This is a genomic window from Cobetia sp. MMG027 (genome assembly GCF_027947415.1).
Lineage (GTDB): Bacteria > Pseudomonadota > Gammaproteobacteria > Pseudomonadales > Halomonadaceae > Cobetia > Cobetia marina.
On record NZ_JAQJIO010000008.1, the window covers coordinates 63,805 to 80,067 of the forward strand.

The 16,263-nt window shown below is 61.4% G+C and carries 14 protein-coding genes; 5 read left to right on the forward strand and 9 right to left on the reverse strand.

Annotation, left to right across the window (positions count from 1 at the left end):
• Nucleotides 1–259: 259 nt before the first annotated feature.
• Nucleotides 260–1,084: an inositol monophosphatase family protein gene (locus PJK54_RS12340; protein WP_084208767.1), complete on the forward strand. Its 825-nt coding sequence runs from the start codon at nucleotides 260–262 to the stop codon at nucleotides 1,082–1,084.
• Between the two features lie 82 nt (nucleotides 1,085–1,166).
• On the opposite strand, the gene PJK54_RS12345 is transcribed toward PJK54_RS12340, so the two are convergent.
• The 3 genes from PJK54_RS12345 to PJK54_RS12355 all read right to left on the reverse strand — a co-directional run bounded on the left by PJK54_RS12345 (nucleotide 1,167) and on the right by PJK54_RS12355 (nucleotide 4,589).
• Complete coding sequence (locus PJK54_RS12345; protein ID WP_333781918.1) at nucleotides 1,167–2,162, reverse strand: ParA family protein; 996 nt, start codon at nucleotides 2,160–2,162, stop codon at nucleotides 1,167–1,169.
• 76 nt (nucleotides 2,163–2,238) lie between these two features.
• A complete protein-coding gene (locus tag PJK54_RS12350) occupies nucleotides 2,239–2,904 on the reverse strand; it encodes a 7-cyano-7-deazaguanine/7-aminomethyl-7-deazaguanine transporter (protein ID WP_077376751.1) in 666 nt (221 codons plus the stop codon).
• Nucleotides 2,905–3,137: 233 nt separating this feature from the next.
• A complete protein-coding gene (locus PJK54_RS12355) occupies nucleotides 3,138–4,589 on the reverse strand; it encodes an alanine/glycine:cation symporter family protein (RefSeq protein ID WP_271303011.1) in 1,452 nt (483 codons plus the stop codon).
• Nucleotides 4,590–5,100: 511 nt separating this feature from the next.
• On the opposite strand from PJK54_RS12355, the gene PJK54_RS12360 reads away from it, so the two are divergent.
• A complete protein-coding gene (locus tag PJK54_RS12360) occupies nucleotides 5,101–6,702 on the forward strand; it encodes a Na+/H+ antiporter NhaC family protein (protein ID WP_271303012.1) in 1,602 nt (533 codons plus the stop codon).
• A 120-nt stretch (nucleotides 6,703–6,822) separates the two neighbouring features.
• Here the strand turns inward: PJK54_RS12360 and PJK54_RS12365 are convergent, their stop codons facing one another.
• Entirely contained in the window at nucleotides 6,823–8,793 is a 1,971-nt protein-coding gene (locus tag PJK54_RS12365; RefSeq protein WP_271303013.1) for an AMP-binding protein, read from the reverse strand.
• A 507-nt stretch (nucleotides 8,794–9,300) separates the two neighbouring features.
• Between PJK54_RS12365 and PJK54_RS12370 the strand changes: the two genes are divergently transcribed.
• On the forward strand, nucleotides 9,301–9,615 hold the full coding sequence (locus tag PJK54_RS12370) for an ArsR/SmtB family transcription factor (RefSeq protein WP_271303014.1): 315 nt from the start codon (nucleotides 9,301–9,303) through the stop codon (nucleotides 9,613–9,615).
• A 231-nt stretch (nucleotides 9,616–9,846) separates the two neighbouring features.
• Here the strand turns inward: PJK54_RS12370 and sohB are convergent, their stop codons facing one another.
• Entirely contained in the window at nucleotides 9,847–10,941 is a 1,095-nt protein-coding gene (gene sohB / locus PJK54_RS12375) for a protease SohB (protein WP_077376765.1), read from the reverse strand.
• A gap of 329 nt (nucleotides 10,942–11,270) precedes the next feature.
• Here sohB and PJK54_RS12380 point away from each other — a divergent pair, with 329 nt between their 5' ends.
• A complete protein-coding gene (locus PJK54_RS12380; RefSeq protein WP_077376768.1) occupies nucleotides 11,271–11,588 on the forward strand; it encodes an SCP2 sterol-binding domain-containing protein in 318 nt (105 codons plus the stop codon).
• Between the two features lie 118 nt (nucleotides 11,589–11,706).
• Here the strand turns inward: PJK54_RS12380 and nudC are convergent, their stop codons facing one another.
• The 4 genes from nudC to PJK54_RS12400 all read right to left on the reverse strand — a co-directional run bounded on the left by nudC (nucleotide 11,707) and on the right by PJK54_RS12400 (nucleotide 14,947).
• Nucleotides 11,707–12,480 (reverse strand): NAD(+) diphosphatase, encoded by a 774-nt coding sequence (gene nudC, locus PJK54_RS12385; protein ID WP_271303015.1) that lies wholly within the window; start codon nucleotides 12,478–12,480, stop codon nucleotides 11,707–11,709.
• On the reverse strand, nucleotides 12,480–13,253 hold the full coding sequence (dnaQ, locus tag PJK54_RS12390; RefSeq protein ID WP_077376774.1) for a DNA polymerase III subunit epsilon: 774 nt from the start codon (nucleotides 13,251–13,253) through the stop codon (nucleotides 12,480–12,482). Before dnaQ ends, nudC begins: the two co-directional genes overlap by 1 nt.
• A 156-nt stretch (nucleotides 13,254–13,409) precedes the next feature.
• Entirely contained in the window at nucleotides 13,410–13,910 is a 501-nt protein-coding gene (gene rnhA / locus PJK54_RS12395; protein WP_271303016.1) for a ribonuclease HI, read from the reverse strand.
• A 191-nt stretch (nucleotides 13,911–14,101) separates the two neighbouring features.
• On the reverse strand, nucleotides 14,102–14,947 hold the full coding sequence (locus tag PJK54_RS12400; RefSeq protein ID WP_077376780.1) for a methyltransferase domain-containing protein: 846 nt from the start codon (nucleotides 14,945–14,947) through the stop codon (nucleotides 14,102–14,104).
• Nucleotides 14,948–15,367: 420 nt separating this feature from the next.
• Here PJK54_RS12400 and gloB point away from each other — a divergent pair, with 420 nt between their 5' ends.
• Complete coding sequence (gene gloB / locus PJK54_RS12405) at nucleotides 15,368–16,156, forward strand: hydroxyacylglutathione hydrolase (RefSeq protein ID WP_271303017.1); 789 nt, start codon at nucleotides 15,368–15,370, stop codon at nucleotides 16,154–16,156.
• Nucleotides 16,157–16,263 lie beyond the last annotated feature (107 nt).

Below are 16,263 nucleotides of genomic sequence, written 5' to 3' on the forward strand. Positions count from 1 at the left end.
GCGTGACGAGAAAACGCCCCCTCAAGATAACGGGATAATCGCTGAAGCGGTCCTCGCCACCTCCCGCTGGCAGTGCACGCCTTGCAGGGAAAGCACCATGAAGGGGCATGCAGCGCCTGAATCGGATGCTTGAGCACACCTTTCGTGCGCCCGCTCCCTCCCTCGAGGCTGAACTCACCACATGAGTCTGTTATACAGGAGGTCACCGGAGGGATGAGCGTCAACTCATCTGACCTGATCATCGCTGCTGGAGAGCCACATGACGCTGGAACAACGCCTGGAACGTGCAACGCAATTGGCCAGAGACGCGGGAGAACGCATGGTGAAAGCGCGCGAGGAGCAAGGGTTCGCGCACCACTACAAGAAAGGCGATGAGCTGGTCACGGACATCGATGTGGCGATCGACACCTTCCTTGCCGAGGCGCTCGAGGCCGAATTCCCTGAAGATGCACGCCTGACCGAGGAGCTATCGCCCGAGCGCGACGTCATCGGCACCAAGGGAGGCCTGTGGGTGATCGACCCCATCGACGGCACCGTCAACTTTGCTCACGGGCTGCGCCATGTGGCCGTCTCCATCGCCTGGTGCGAGCGTGGCAAGATCCAGATGGGAGTGGTTCACGCGCCCTTCCTCGGCGAGACCTTCACCGCCATTCGCGGCAAGGGAGCCTGGATGAATGGCGAGAGCATCACGGTCAGCGAGACCGAAGACATGAGCCGCGCACTGGTCGCGACCGGCTTCCCCTATAACCGGGACAGCCGTCCTCCCCTGCTCAAACGTCTCTCCGCCATGTTGCTGGTGTGTCAGGATGTCCGACGCAACGGCAGTGCCGCGCTGGATCTTTGCGATGTCGCCTGCGGCCGCCTGGATGCCTACTATGAGAGCGTCTCTCCCTGGGACTTTGCGGCGGGCCTGCTGATTGCCCGCGAAGCCGGCGCACGTACCGGTCACCTCTATCGTTGCCCGGACGGCATCCCCGAGGAGCTGTATGGCGAGAATATCGTGGTAGCCTCACCGGCCCTGCATGCACCGCTCAAGCGCCTGCTGGAAGATGCCGATGCCAGTTCCGGCCTGCCCGGGCTTTGAGTCACCCTCCCCCACAATGCAAGAAGCCCCGCCAGTGCGGGGCTTCTTGCATTCTGGGCATCCCTCAGTGAGATGCTGGGCATCAATCGCCGAGGTTGCCGCCCTTCTTGCTGCGCCTGGCTCCCGCCTTCCCGGAGGACTTGCCGGAAGACTTGTCAGAGGGCTTGCCAGACGATTTCGCGGTGGACGACCTGGCTGCCCTGGCCTTGGAACCGATGCTGACATCCGGCTTGTCCGAGGGCTGAGCGGACTGATTGGCAGTGGACGTGCCAGCGGTCGTGCTCGTCTCAGGCGTGCTCGCGTCTGCGTCTGCCTTCCCCTCACCAGCTGCCGGCTCCTTGAGCAGCCCGAGGCGCTGGCCGACTTCCTTCCACAACTCTCGGTAGCTTGCCGCCGGAGCACTGTTGCGCGAGAAGACCGGCACCGGCTTGCGCTCGATTCCCATGCGCTCGACGATGCTGGAGTAAGGAATATGCCCACTGAGCTGCAGCGGATGGTCCTGCTTGAGGGACTCCATCACATCCTTGTGCAAGGTCTTGCGACGATCGACCAGCGTGAAGAATGGCCAGACAGGCACATCGAGATCGATCTCGGCCAGATAGGCATTGAGCTGCTCCAGCGTGCGCAGTGACAACACCGTCGGAATCATCGGGACCAGCAGCGTATCAGCGGCCGCGAAGACCTGCTCGGAGAGAGTCGAGATACTCGGGGGGCAATCCAGGATGACGAGGTCGTAATCGTCACGCACCGGCTTCAACACCTTGCGCAGGCGAGAGCGCTTCTCTTCCTCGAGAATGTGATCGAGATTGCGATAGGAAAACTCGGCCGGCAGGACATCCAGATTGCGATAGTCGGTCGCCCGGATCACGCGTGACAGGTCCTGCTTGCCGCTGATCAGCTTCTCGACGCCGCCCTTGAGCTTGGGCTTGGTCCGCACATAGAAAGTCGCGGCGGCTTGAGGGTCCAGATCCCACAACAGCACTCTGAGACCACTGTTGGCAGCGACATACGCGAGGTTGATGGCAGAAGCCGTCTTGCCGACACCGCCCTTGATGCTGTACACCGCCGCGATTTTCATTGCAGATCAACTCCCTGTTTTTCTCAAGGCTACCACATCGTGGCGGCAATTCGAGTACAGGGAGATGTCGGACTGATCAGGCGCCTTCACGCCCGGCGATGAAGCCTCTCGCCAGCAGTTGACGCGTCAACCAGCCAAGCAACAGACCGTACATCGGGAGGAAGAGCAGCAGCGAAATGATCAACTTGATGGCGTAGTCCACCCAGGCGATCTCGACCCAATGTGCCGCCATGAAGACGTCCGGGCCATTGCGAAATGCCACCGAAAAGAAGGCGAAGGTATCGGCGAGATTGCCGAAGAGCGTCGATGCCATGGGCGCGACCCACCAGTGAGCATTGCGACGCAGACGATCAAAGACCTGAATATCCAGCAGCTGGCCGATCACATAGGCGATGAAGCTCGCCAGCGCAATGCGTGCCACGACCAGATTGAACTCGCCCAACGCCTCGATCCCGGCAAGGCTGCCGCCATGGAAGATCACCGAGATCATGTAGCTGACCAGCAATGCCGGCAGCATGACCAGCGCGATGATGCGGCGAGCATGTACCTTGCCGAACAGCCGGACGGTCAGGTCAGTGGCCAGGAAGATGAACGGGAAGCTGAAGGCACCCCAGGTGGTATGGAAGCCGAACAGTGTCATCGGCAACTGCACCAGGTAGTTGCTGGCCGTGATGATCAGGATATGAAACAGGGACAGTGCGACGAGCGCACGACGCGATTGACTCGCGGTGAGGAGGAGCATCTGAGGTCCTTTTTGGTTCCAGGCCAACAGCAGGGGTGAGGGAACCCTGACAGACGGCATAACAGCTGACGATTGACGGTATCTCGCGCGATATCTCGCCGTCGAGAACCAGAATGGCCGCGCATCGTATCACGATGCGCGGCCATTGGCATGTCAACTCACGGAGATTCTGACCGGGTGGTCAGGGAGAGGTGGACGCCTCATTCCGCACCGCGGGCTTTCATGGGTGACGCTCATTTCTTCCAGATGGCGGGGTCGACCTTGCCCTTGAGCTCCGGGAACTTCTCGGGGTCGAAGGTCGGCTCCTGACCGGCCTTGTGCTGACGGTCGTAGTCCTTGAAGATCCGGAAGGCCAGCGGCGACAGCAGCAGGATGGCGATCAGGTTGATCAGCGCCATCGCCCCCATCGACAGGTCAGCGAAGTTCCAGATGTTCTTGAGACTGGCGACTGCGCCCAGCATCACCATGCCCAGCACTGCAAAGCGATAGAGCATGATGACCGGCTTGGCGTTCTTCTTGCCCGAGATATACTCGATGTTGGACTCGCCATAGGAGTAGTTCGCCACCAGCGAGGTGAAGGCGAACAGCAGAATGGCGATCGCCACGAAGCCACCCCCCCAGCTGCCGACCTGCGAGGTCAACGCCGCCTGGGTGATCTGGATACCATCATTGGCGCCATCGTTGCCCAGCGTGCCGCTCATGATGATGATGGCAGCGGTTGCGGTGCAGATGACCAGAGTATCGATGAAGACGCCCAGCATCTGGACGAAGCCCTGGGACGCCGGGTGCCGGGTGGTCGCCATCGCCGCGGCATTCGGCGCAGAGCCCATACCGGCTTCATTGGAGAACAGGCCGCGCTTGATGCCGTTCATCATCGCCTGCGCGATGGTGTAGCCCAGTGCACCACCTGCTGCCTGCTCAAGACCGAAGGCGCTGCGGAAGATGGTGCCCAGTGCCGCCGGGAGCTCGGTGATGTTGATCGCCACGACGAAGATGGCCAGCAGCAGATAGAGCAGCGCCATGATCGGCACGATCAGCTCGGCGGTCCGCGTGATGCGCTTCATGCCACCGAAGATGATCGGCACCATCACCACGACCAGAATCACGCCCATGATCCACGGCGGCACGCTGAAGGCCTGCTCCATGGCCAGCGCGATGGAGTTGGACTGCACGGAGTTGAAGGCCAGACCGAAGGCGATGATCAGACACACGGAGAACAGGATCGCCATCCAGCGCTGCCCCAGGCCCTTTTCGATGTAGTAAGCCGGGCCACCACGGAAGGTATTGTCATCGTGTGACACCTTGTAGGCCTGGGCCAGGGTGGACTCGATGAAACTGGTGGACATGCCGACCAGTGCCGTCATCCACATCCAGAAGATGGCACCCGGGCCACCCAGGGAAATCGCCACGGCGACACCGGCCAGGTTACCGGTACCGACACGTGCCGCCAGGGAGGTGGCCAGCGCCTGGAAGGAGGAGATCCCGCCTTCGCTACCCTGACGTGAGGTGGCCAGCAGTTTCCACATGTGCCCGAAGTAGCGGAACTGGATGCCCTTGGTCATGACCGTGAAGAAAAGACCCGCTCCGATGAGCAGGTAGATCAATACGCTGCCCCACAGCAGGCCATTGCCTGCATCGATCAACGCCAGAATCGGCGCTGGAATGATGGACGTTGTTTCCGACATGTCGGTCTCGCTTTGGCGGGTTTTTGATCTTGTCGACGCTGCCAGGCGGCGTGAAAAGCCATGGCCTTCCTGCCGCTGGCAGCGAGCAACCACTACGAAAGGGCTGCTCGACATGCTTTGGTGAGCGCCATTCTTCATATCCGACACGGATTAGCAAGAAGAGCATACTGAACATTGGCGTTTCACAGCGGGATTTTAGTGGGGAACCGGCGAAATGTCGGTCTTTTTCACTGCATCCTAGACTTTAGATGCACAAGGCAATGTTTCGCTGTCTGATCCTCTCGGGCATAATGCGCCCCCTTCCCACCTGCAGGCATCGGTCAGCCTGATGCTGCAGGACGTGTTCGGCGCATCAGCGACGCCCTCCCCCAGTTGCGACACCACGACTGCGGCCGGTCGGATGCGCCACATCAGGACGGTGCTCTTCCCTGACGCCCACGCACCCTAACAGCCATTACGGCACCCGGCAGCGCGCATTGTCCCGGCGCCTGCCTTTGAAAACAGGTGATACATGGAACTGACCAGCTACGCGGCGTCCCCGCTTTCGCTGCTCGCCCCGATCATAGCCATCGGTCTCGCAATACTGACACGTCGCGTCATGCTCTCCCTTGGGCTGGGTATTGTCTCTGGCGCTCTGCTGCTGAATGATTTCTCACCGCTCACCACGCTGGATTATCTCTGGCGCCAGCTGGTCGCGGTCTTCGTCGAGCTGCCGGACAGCGGTCAACTGACCGATGTCACGCTCAACAGCTGGAATGTCTATATCCTGCTGTTTCTGCTCGCTCTCGGGGCGATGGTCGGTGTCATCACTCTGGCCGGCGGCACGCGCGCCTTCGGCAACTGGGCGCGTGAACGGGTCACTACCCGTCGCGGCTCGCAGCTGATGACCGTCCTGCTGGGAGTCTTCATCTTCATCGATGACTACTTCAACAGCCTGGCGGTCGGCAACATCTGCCGCCCCCTGACGGATCGCCAGGGCCTGTCGCGGGCTCGTCTGGCCTATCTGATCGACTCCACCGCCGCACCGGTATGCGTGCTGACCCCCATCTCCAGCTGGGGCGCCTACATCATCAGTTTGATCGCCGGAATCCTGGCCACGCACCACATCACCGATGTCAGCCCCTTCGGTGCCTTCCTTGAGCTTTCCGCGCTCAACTATTACGCGATTGCGGCGCTGGTGCTGGTGATCGCCTCGGCCTGGTTCGACATCAACTTCGGTGCCATGCGCCGACATGCCATCGCCGCGCGTGATGGCGAGCTGTTTGACGCCAGCCGTGGCAATCCTCCCGGCAACACCCATGTTGAAGAGTCGGGACGTGGCCGCCCCGTGGATCTGCTGATTCCGATCATCGTGCTGGTGATCGCCACCTTCTTCATGATCGTGCAGACCGGCGCCAGTGCGCTGGCCGCCAAGGGCGAGGCATTCGGCCTGGTGCGTGCCTTCGAGCTGACCGATGTCGCAGGATCGCTGATCATCGGCGGTGCCATCGGCCTGCTCGCCGCCGTGATGATGCTGCTGCGTCACCGCATGGGCACTGGCCGCAGCATCGGTGCCATCGTCCAGGGCGCGCGCTCGATGCTGCCGGCCGTCTATATCCTGGTGTTCGCCTGGATGCTGACCGGCATCATCGGCTCACTCGGCACGGGCGAATACCTGGCGACGCTGGTAGATGGCGTGGTCTCCCCCACCTGGCTTCCGATGTTACTGTTCGTGCTGTCCGGTCTGATGGCCTTCGCCACCGGCACCAGCTGGGGCACCTTTGGCATCATGCTGCCGATCGCCGGAGACATGGCGGCAGCCACCGAGATCGCGATGATGCTGCCGATGATGGGTGCCGTACTGGCGGGCTCGGTCTTCGGTGACCACTGCTCACCGATTTCCGACACCACCATCCTGTCCTCGACGGGCGCGAGCTGCCATCACATCGATCACGTCATGACCCAGTTGCCCTACGCGCTGCTGGGCGCCTGCATCTCATTGCTGGCGTACCTGGTGATGGGCCTGACCGACAGCACGCTGTTCGGCTGGCTGAGTCTGGCAGGGCTGCTGGTCGTCAGCATCGCCTGGCTTGCCCGTCGGGAACGCGCCAACCCCGTGGTCGCACGCACCTGATGGACTGATCGCTCCACGCAAGAACACAAGGCCCCCGTCATGGTTCATGACGGGGGCCTTGTGTTCTTGCGTGGAGCGATCTGCGCCCAAGCGTTCACTCACCCGCAATGCTCACGTCACTCAAGCACTGCGCGCCTGTCCGGCCAGACCAACGCCTGCCTCGCTCAATGCCTCACGCACATCCTCCAGACTCGCCGGGTCATCGATGGTCGAGGGAATATGGTACTGCTCTCCCGCGGCGATCTGACGGATCATCTTGCGCAGAATCTTGCCGGAGCGTGTCTTGGGCAGCCGCTCGACGATCAGTACGTCCTTGAGCGAGGCGATCGCCCCTATCTCATCGCGCACACGCTGCGCCAGCGCCTGACGAAGAGCTGATTCGTCACCGCGCCAGGCATCCTTGATGATCACCAGTCCCAGCGGCATCTCGCCCTTGAGCGAATCCTCGATGCCGATCACCGCACATTCCGCCACTGCCTCGTGTGAGCCGAGGACCTGTTCCATTTCCCCGGTGGACAGGCGATGCCCTGCCACATTGATGACGTCATCGATGCGCCCCATCACGAAGAGGTAGCCGTCCTCGTCAAGATAGCCGCCGTCTCCCGTCAGATAGTAGCCGGGGTACGCCGCCAGGTAGGCGGCGTGGAAACGCGCGGGATTGTGATAGAGCCCCGTGAGACACCCGGGCGGCAGCGGCTGCTGAATGACCACGTTACCCTGCACTCCGGGTTCGACCTCGTCTCCCAGGCCATCGAGCACCTGCACATTGAAACCGGGCAACGGCCAGGTCGCACTGCCCGCGCGTGCCTCGACCGGCGCTCGGGGGCCACTCGCCTGGCGAGTGATCATGTCGAGACCGAGCAGATTTCCCGCGACCGGCCAGCCGGTTTCCGTCTGCCACCAGTGATCCACGATCGGCACTGGCAGCAGGTCATTCAACCAATGATAGGTGGGAGGATCGAGTCGCTCCCCCGCCAGGAACAGGCTGCGCAGGCTGGACAGGTCACGCCCGGCCATCAGGCTGGCGTCGGGGTCTTCCTTCTTGATGGCTCTGAAGGCGGTCGGTGCCGTGAAGAAGCAGTTGATCCGATACTCCTCGATCAAGCGCCAGAAGGCTCCGGCATCCGGCGTCCTGACCGGCTTGCCTTCATACATGACCGTCGAGGCTCCCACCAGCAACGGGCCATAGACGATATAGGAATGCCCCACGACCCAGCCGATATCGGAGGCTGCCATGAAGGTGTCCCCCGGGCGGGTCCCGTAGAGAATTTCCATGGAGTAATGCAGTGCCACGGCGTAGCCGGCGTGATCGCGCACCACACCCTTGGGCGTCCCGGTGGTGCCTGAGGTATAGAGGATATAGAGCGGCTCGCTTCCCAGCATGCTGACCGCTTCCGTGGCCTGGGCATGCGCCAGACATTCCTGCCAATCGTGGTCTCGCGGCCCCAGGGTGGCTCGTTGCTGCTCACGCTGCAGGATCAGGCAGGCCTCTGGCGTATGCGTCGCAAGTTCGATCGCCTCATCCAGCCACGGCTTGTAGGGAATGACACGGTCGACCTCGATGCCACAGGAGGCCGCCAGGATGACCTTGGGCGTCGCATCATCGATCCGTACGGCCAGCTCCTTGGGGGAGAATCCTCCGAAGACCACGGAATGCACCGCCCCCAGGCGTGCGCAGGCCAGCATCGCCATCGCGGCCTCCGCCACCATCGGCATGTAGATGATCACGCGATCACCCTTCTCGACCCCCTTGTCACGCAGGGCACCCGCCAGCCTGGCCACTTCGTCGCGAAGCTCTCGATAGGTGTACTGGCACTTGCTGTCAGTGACGGGAGAGTCCCAGTAGAGCGCCACCTGATCCCCGCGGCCATTGGCCACGTGATTATCCAGCGCGGCATGACAGATATTCATCTCGCCATCAATGAACCAACGGGCGTGCTCCTGGGCATCCCAGGCCAGGATGGTCGATGGATCACGGAACCAGACGATGCGCCTGGCCTGCTCAGCCCAGAAGTCCTCTGGCGCTTGATTGGCACGCGAGACAAGTGATTCGTAGTGCTCGCGTGCGGATCGCTTGGCGGTCTCAGGCATGGCTTACCTCGTTGACGATGCTGGCACGGGGTTCATGGCATGGCGTTGCCATCAGAAAGCAGTATCACGCCTTACGCGCCTTCGACTCGGGGACTGCGCCTGGAAGATGCCGGCAGCTAGCGACCCCAAGTGTCCCACCACGCTGATGGCAGGTGACGCGCTTGCGCACTATCAGAACCTTAGGCCAAAACCCGACCGTGTGAATGTCAGATGAGGCATCCAACCCTGGTCAGTTCGTCGTATGACGTCATCGACACGCAGTGAAACGAACGACCGTATGTCGACCAGCGTCAGGAAAAGGAAAAGTCCACCCCTGATCAGGCCACCCTCGATGATTTATCGTTTAATATTTCCTTGGACGTAGCACGCGGAGTTATTGATGATTCACTAAAACAAGGATACTTCATGCCTGACACCACAAGGACGGCCAATCTGATGATGGAATTCCCCAGACAGCACCGGAGCTCACCAATGAATGCCAAGGTCTCAACCGCGAGGAAACCCGCCATGTCTGCGCAAGATGATGTCATCACGTTACACCAGGCAGATGATCGCGTGATCGAGGAAGCCACTGCCCTGTTGAAGGCAATGGGCAATGAAAATCGCTTGCGAATTCTCTGCCTGCTCAGTGAAAGCGAAATGTCGGTCAGTGAACTGAATTCACGTCTCGAACTTTCCCAGTCAGCCCTGTCGCAGCATCTGGCCATTCTGCGTCGCGAAGGCATGGTGCGGACTCGCCGGGCGTCACAGACCATCTACTACTCACTGCTGGGCCCGAACGCTGCAGGCGTGATCCGCACGCTTCAACAACTCTATCGCTGAAAAAGGGCGCCAGTCGAAGACTGACGCCCTTGAGGGAAGCCATCGGATCATCCGGTCACGCCATGTCGCGACGTGATGCCATGACCAGGCTGAGCCAGACCCGCAACATCACCAGGTCTCTCGCACCTTCATCACTCCTAGTTTGACGGATGGCCAGGGAATGGCCGCCATTGCCCACAGACTTGCATTCGTGCAGAGCCTGGCGCCTGCAGATCACGATTCGCGAAGTTCTCAGTGCTGCTGCCAGCGTGACTCGACATTGCGCTCCAGCACGCGGTCAAGCACACGATCCAGACTCAGCGTCACCCCCTTCCCGAATCGATCCATCATGCGACGCGGCTTTTCAAGACTGACTTCAAATATCTTGAGATCCTGCTTGAGATAGCCGGCCAGCAGCGCCTGACTTGTGCCCACCTCATCGATCAGACCGATCGCGATCGCCTCGCTGCCATACCAGATGTCCCCTTGTGACACGGCCTCCACATCCAGTTGCGGACGACGGCTACCGACGTGCTGCTTGAACAGATCATGGGTGCGTGCCAGGTCAGACAGGAACTTTTCACGCCCTTCTTCCGTATTCTCCCCCAGCATCGTCAGCGTTCGCTTGTAACGCCCAGCCGTCAGGATCTCCACATCGACATCGTGCTTCTTGAGAAGTCGGTGCACATTGGGCACCTGTGCCACGACGCCGATGGACCCTATCACGGCAAACGGCGCCGCCACGACGTGATCAGCGGCACACGCCATCATGTACCCGCCACTCGCGGCCACCTTGTCGACGGTAATCGTCAGACGCGCGCCTGCCGCACGCAGACGATCCAGCTGTGCGGCGGCCAGACCGTAGGCGTGCACCAGGCCACCACCAGACTCCAGTCGCAGTACCACTTCATCCTTGTCGGTCAGCACGCCTTCCAGCGCGGTGACCTGCTCGGCGAGGCTTTCCACTCCCGTCGCCTTGATATCGCCGACGAAATCGAGCACGAACACCCGACGCCCGGCAGTGGAGTCCTGTTCCTGAACGTCATCTGAAGGCTTGCGCTTCGCCTTGGCCTTGAGCGCCTTCTTGAGAGACTTGGCCTCCTGCTTCTCCTTCTTGGCGCGTGCCTTGGCATTGGCGGTGCGCTCGGCATCTTCCAACCCGGCCTGTCCCAATTCCCGCTGGAGGTGCTGCATGCGCTCATGCCAGGGACGAATCTTGAGGCGAGCCTCGCGCTCACCACTGTCCCCGTGACGGGCACGCACGATCATGAGGATGATCGCCCCAATGGCCACCACCACCGTGACTGCCTCGGCGAGAAAGAGGCCATATTCCGATAACCATTGCATGCACTTGCTCCTGAACGACATGGGTGTCGTCGGACACCGCGACCTGCACGGATCTGTCTGACGGACAACGACTTTAGCGGCCACCAGGCCAGCTGTGAGATTCCTGCTACATGGGGGCAAATGACCCTCTCTGCAAGGCGAGCACGGCGCTGCGAGACAGGGTGGCACAACGCCGGTTGATCCGGTCAGCGCAAGGGCCGCTGCAACGGAAGAGATCATCTTCGGCGCTTGATTGGAACGATCGTTTGAAATAGTCTGATGCACAGCCTTGAAAGTGCTGACCCCCATATCCACTTTCCCAGCCTTCACCATTGAAAAGGAATATTGCCATGGCAGACGCCAACGCCGTCATCGAGATGCTGAAAAGTCGCTTCAACCCGGACGCCGCCAAGGGCATGAACGACGTCTTCCAGTTCAACATCACCGACAGTGATGACTACTACATGGTCGTCAAGGATGGCACCCTGGACGTGGGCGAAGGGGAGCACGACGATCCGTCCGTCACGCTGTCCACTGACAGCGATACCCTCAAGGGCGTGATGAAGGGCGAAGTCGACGGCATGCAGGCCTTCATGACGGGCCGCCTGAAAGCGACCGGCAACATCATGCTGGCCACCAAGCTGACCTCTCTCTTCCCGAACAAGTGACGGCAGAACAGCGGATGTGACCTCTGCTGATCGGTATCGCTCGATGAGCGATACCGTCAATGAAAACGCCCCTGCCATTGGCAGGGGCGTTTTCATTGACAGCCCGGAGTGCCAGGCATCAGCGACCGCTGGCCACCGAGCGCAGGAAGTTGTCGATCAAGGCATGCGAGATCGAGAACTTCGGCGGCAAGCCAGGCAAGGATTCAGGTGTGAACCACTGGGCATCCTCTATCTCATGGCCATCAATGGCGATCTCCCCGCCCGCATATTCGGCGTAGTATCCCAACATGAAGGAGTGAGGAAATGGCCAGGATTGGCTCTGGAAGTAACTCACGCGTCCGACCTCGACACCCACTTCCTCCAGGACCTCGCGCCTCACCGCTTCCTCGGCGCTTTCCCCGGCTTCGATGAAGCCGGCCAGGGTCGAGTACATGCCGGGCCCGAAACGCGGACTGCGTGCCAGCAGCAACTCACGCCCACGCGTGATCAGCGTGATGATGCAGGGCGAGATTCGCGGATAGCTGCGATGCTGGCAGCCGGTACAGTGCATCGCGAACTCATGTTCCAGACGTTTCATTCGCTTGCCACAACGTCCACAGAAACGATGGTCCCGCGCCCACTTGAGCACCTGCAGGGCACTTGAGAGCAGCGGGAACTGCTCTCTGGGCAGTGAATGCAACCATTGCCGAGCGCCTGGCCACTCGGAAGACCCATTCTCGCCAAGCACGGCGATCGGCGCCCCCTGCCACTCTCCCAGTGTAATCGCGCCGGATGGCCAGTCGCATGGCGGTTGAATGATGCCGCCATCGGGTGCCGGGGCGACCCCGTCGCGCCCGATGCGAATCAGGTACCCCTGACGCTGGTTCACTCGTGACAGATCACGTATCAGCATCAGACAGCGCCTCCCGGGTTGCCTCTGCCGTCAAGGCTGCCCAGCGCGTCGATCGCCACCTTGTCAAAGGCACATTCTGTCTTGGCACGAATTTCCTCGCACCAGGCAGCATGGCGCTCAAGCTCCAGCGCCGAGAGCCCGGGCGTGACCAGACGCGGGCGGTCCGCCCGAAGGCGACGCACCCCGACAATGCCGCCCTCTCCCTCATCGCCATCGTCTATGTCGTCCAGCCCGAGCGCCGTCTGCCCGCCGGTCATCGCCAGATAGACGTCGCCGAGGATCTCCGCATCCAGCAAGGCACCGTGCAGCACGCGGTGCCCATTGTCGATATCGTAGCGCTTGCACAGCGCATCCAGGTTGTTGCGCTGACCGGGGTGCTTCTCACGGGCGAGCTTCAGGGTATCGAGGATCGCGCAGTGTTCCGCCACCGGCCCCAGCGGCTGGCTACGCCGTGGATTGATCAGGCCGAATTCATGATCAATGAAGCCGACGTCAAAGGGCGCGTTGTGAATGACGAGCTGGGCGCCCTTGATGAACTCCCAGAAGGCATCCGCCACGTCCGCGAAGACCGGCTCATTGGCGACCCGTTCATCGGTGATGCCGTGGACGCCGATCGCCTCTTCATCGATCAATCGTTCCGGATTGATGTACTGGTGATAAGTGCGCCCCGTCAAACGGCGATTGATCATCTCCACCGCACCGATCTCGATCAGACGGTGGCCTTCCTTCGGGTCGATACCGGTCGTTTCGGTATCGAGAATAATCTGACGCATCTCAGACCTCTTGGTGAACGGGACCTGGTGAACGGGTCCGGGTGAACTTGGCTCTGAAGACACTGGTCCTGATGTATCCGACGCTGGTGCTTCTGACGCTGAGGTTTGTGACTCGGTGGCACCTGACTCTGAGCTGCCGGGCCAGTGGCCGCGTGCTCAACGGCGTGACTGCATCTCATCGATCGCTTCATTGGCAAGGCTATCGGCACGTTCATTGCCTTCGTCGCCACTGTGGCCCTTGACCCAGCGCCACTCGATATCATGACGCTGACTCTGTTCCAGCAACGCCTTCCACAGCGCCTCATTCTTGACCGGTTGCTTGGCAGCTGTCTTCCAGCCGCGCTTGACCCAGCCATGGACCCACTTGGTGATGCCATTCTTGACGTATTCGGAGTCCGTCCACAGCACCACGTCACAGCGCCGGGTCAACGCCTTCAGAGCCTCGATGGCGGCCATCAGCTCCATGCGATTGTTGGTGGTGTCCTGTTCGCTGCCCTTGAGTTCCTTGCGATGCTTGCCACTGACGAGAATGGCTCCCCACCCTCCCGGGCCGGGATTTCCCCGGCAGGCACCATCGGTGTGGATGACCACCCGAGGGCTGGGGGCGGTTGAGGAGGCATCATTGGCGAGATCGGACGAGGAGACACTGTGACTCACAGGGGAACACTCTTGGAGAAAGGACAGGACACAGGCAATGACACGACGCGACGTCACTTCGACGCGGGCTTGCTGCCAGGGCGACATTCTAACCGCTCATGCCGGATAGCGGCAAAGCGACCTGTGTGTCCTTACAGTCCATGTCAGCCCACCTGGCGACACGGACGGCGTGGCGACATGCCCTGCACGGCTCACACCTTGCCCGAGTCATCCGACGAACGGGAGTCATGATTGTCGCGTGAATGCAGGCGGGTCACCTGCCCGATGGCGACACCGGGAATCGCCACGCGTGAGCGCTTGGCATTCAGAGGCTGCACGTACCCGACATTGCGACGGGCCCGTATCAGCATCAGGCTGCCCAGAGGCAGGTTGTAACGGCGTCCCATCCGCTCGAGCCAACCATGGCGCAGGCGCAAGCCAGGCAGGTGAAACCCCGCGTAGTCGATACGCTCGATCTCGAAGTCCACGAAGGCCAACCAGTCCCTGAGCGCCGCCGGGGTGCGCCAGCTGCCTTCCCAGGGAGTGATGTGCCGCCGCCGGGGGTCGAGGCGCAGCAGCCCTTCCCCGGACATCGGCTGCCAGGCGACGATGATCAGACAACCGCTGGAGCGCAGGACACGCGCCGCTTCGCGCAAGAGGCGATGAGGCTCCGGTGCGACCTCCAGCAGATGATGGATCATCACCATGTCCATGCTTTCATCTGGCAGGGCCAGCTGAGTGAGCGGGCAGATGAGGGTCGATGGCGATTGGGCCAGGGCGGGCTCCGGCGCCCAATGGATGGCATGCCGGATGGGAGACAAGGAGAGCAGGTCATTGTCTCCCGGCCCCAGACACAGACTGTGGAAGCCGAAGCAACGCTCGAACAGTGGCGTCAACATCTCGCGCTCGGCGATGAGAATGTCCTTGCCGTCCGCCCCTTCAAGAAAGGCGCGCATCGCTCGCACGTGGGCGCCCAGCAGCCGCGCGTGCTGTCGGCGACGCGCTTCCGGGGTGAGTTGCGCAGCGGAATCCGCCCCGCGTGAGCGACTTTTCCACATCCCTGCATCTCCCGTCTCTTTCATGGGGGAGCGCCCCACGCGCAAGCAAGATGTCACACACTTCTACATTCTCACACCACAAGAGGTTTGACACTTACCCGCTTGCTCGGCAGGCTTTACGCCTTTGCATGGCGATACGTCAGCCGCTTGCGCGCTGCCAACGCCAGACACCCCGGAAAAGAGCGGCGATGAACGCCCCGGGCTGTCCGATGAGAAATCGCATCGTCGATGCCACGCCAAAACCTCCGTGAGCAATGGCCTCGACATCACTTGAAGACATCGTATCCACCATATGCCTGGCGAAGGCTTGCGCCAATCGCCAGCGGGACGGAACTGCCAAGTTCTTTCATTCGGTCACGTCACCGGCAGCCTCCCCCGTCACGCAATGGGATACCGACACGACAAGAGTACCTGACCACCATGATGAGCGTTACGCCCATAGCGGCCTTTCAGGACAACTATATCTGGCTGATCCAGAGCGACGACAGCGACACGGTTGCCGTCGTCGATCCGGGTGATGCCACGCCGGTGATCGAGGTTCTGGAAACCCGCGGCCTGACTCTGGACACGATCCTGATCACTCACCACCATCAGGATCACACCGGCGGCCTCCCCGAGCTGATCAAGCGCTACCGCCCTCGCGTGATCGGCCCGCACAATCCGGCCATCGAGGGAATCGATGTGCGTGTCGCCGATGGTGACAGCGTGCGCGTGCAGGGACGCTTGTTCGATGTGCTGGAAGTGCCCGGCCACACACTGGACCACATCGCGTTCGTGAGTGCCGGCATGCCGGGGCTGCTGTTCTGCGGGGACACCCTCTTCAGTGCGGGCTGTGGCCGTCTGTTCGAAGGCACACCAGAGCAGATGCACCAGTCACTCATGCGCCTGGCATCACTCCCGGAAGACACCCTCGTCTTCCCGGCTCACGAGTACACCCTGGCCAACCTGGCATTTTCCCGCGCGGCGGAGCCTGACAACACGCAACGCGATCAGGTGATCGCCGAGTGTGAGCGCGCCCGCGAGACCGGCCGCCCGACCCTCCCGAGTCGCATCGCGCGTGAAAGACAGATCAACCCCTTCCTGCGCAGTGATGACCCCACCTTGCAACAACGCTTGCTCCAGCAAGGACGTCTCACTGCCTCAGAGGACCAGCCTCTCACGTCACTGGCAGCCTTCACGGCACTGCGCCAGTGGAAGGACAGCTTCTAGACCCGCTGACCGCGCGCCTGCCCACGACCTGAAGATGGGCAGGCGTCTCGCGTGACAGCGGGTCGGGTTCTCGTGATCCCGATCAGCCCCCGCAGTCACAGTTTGCG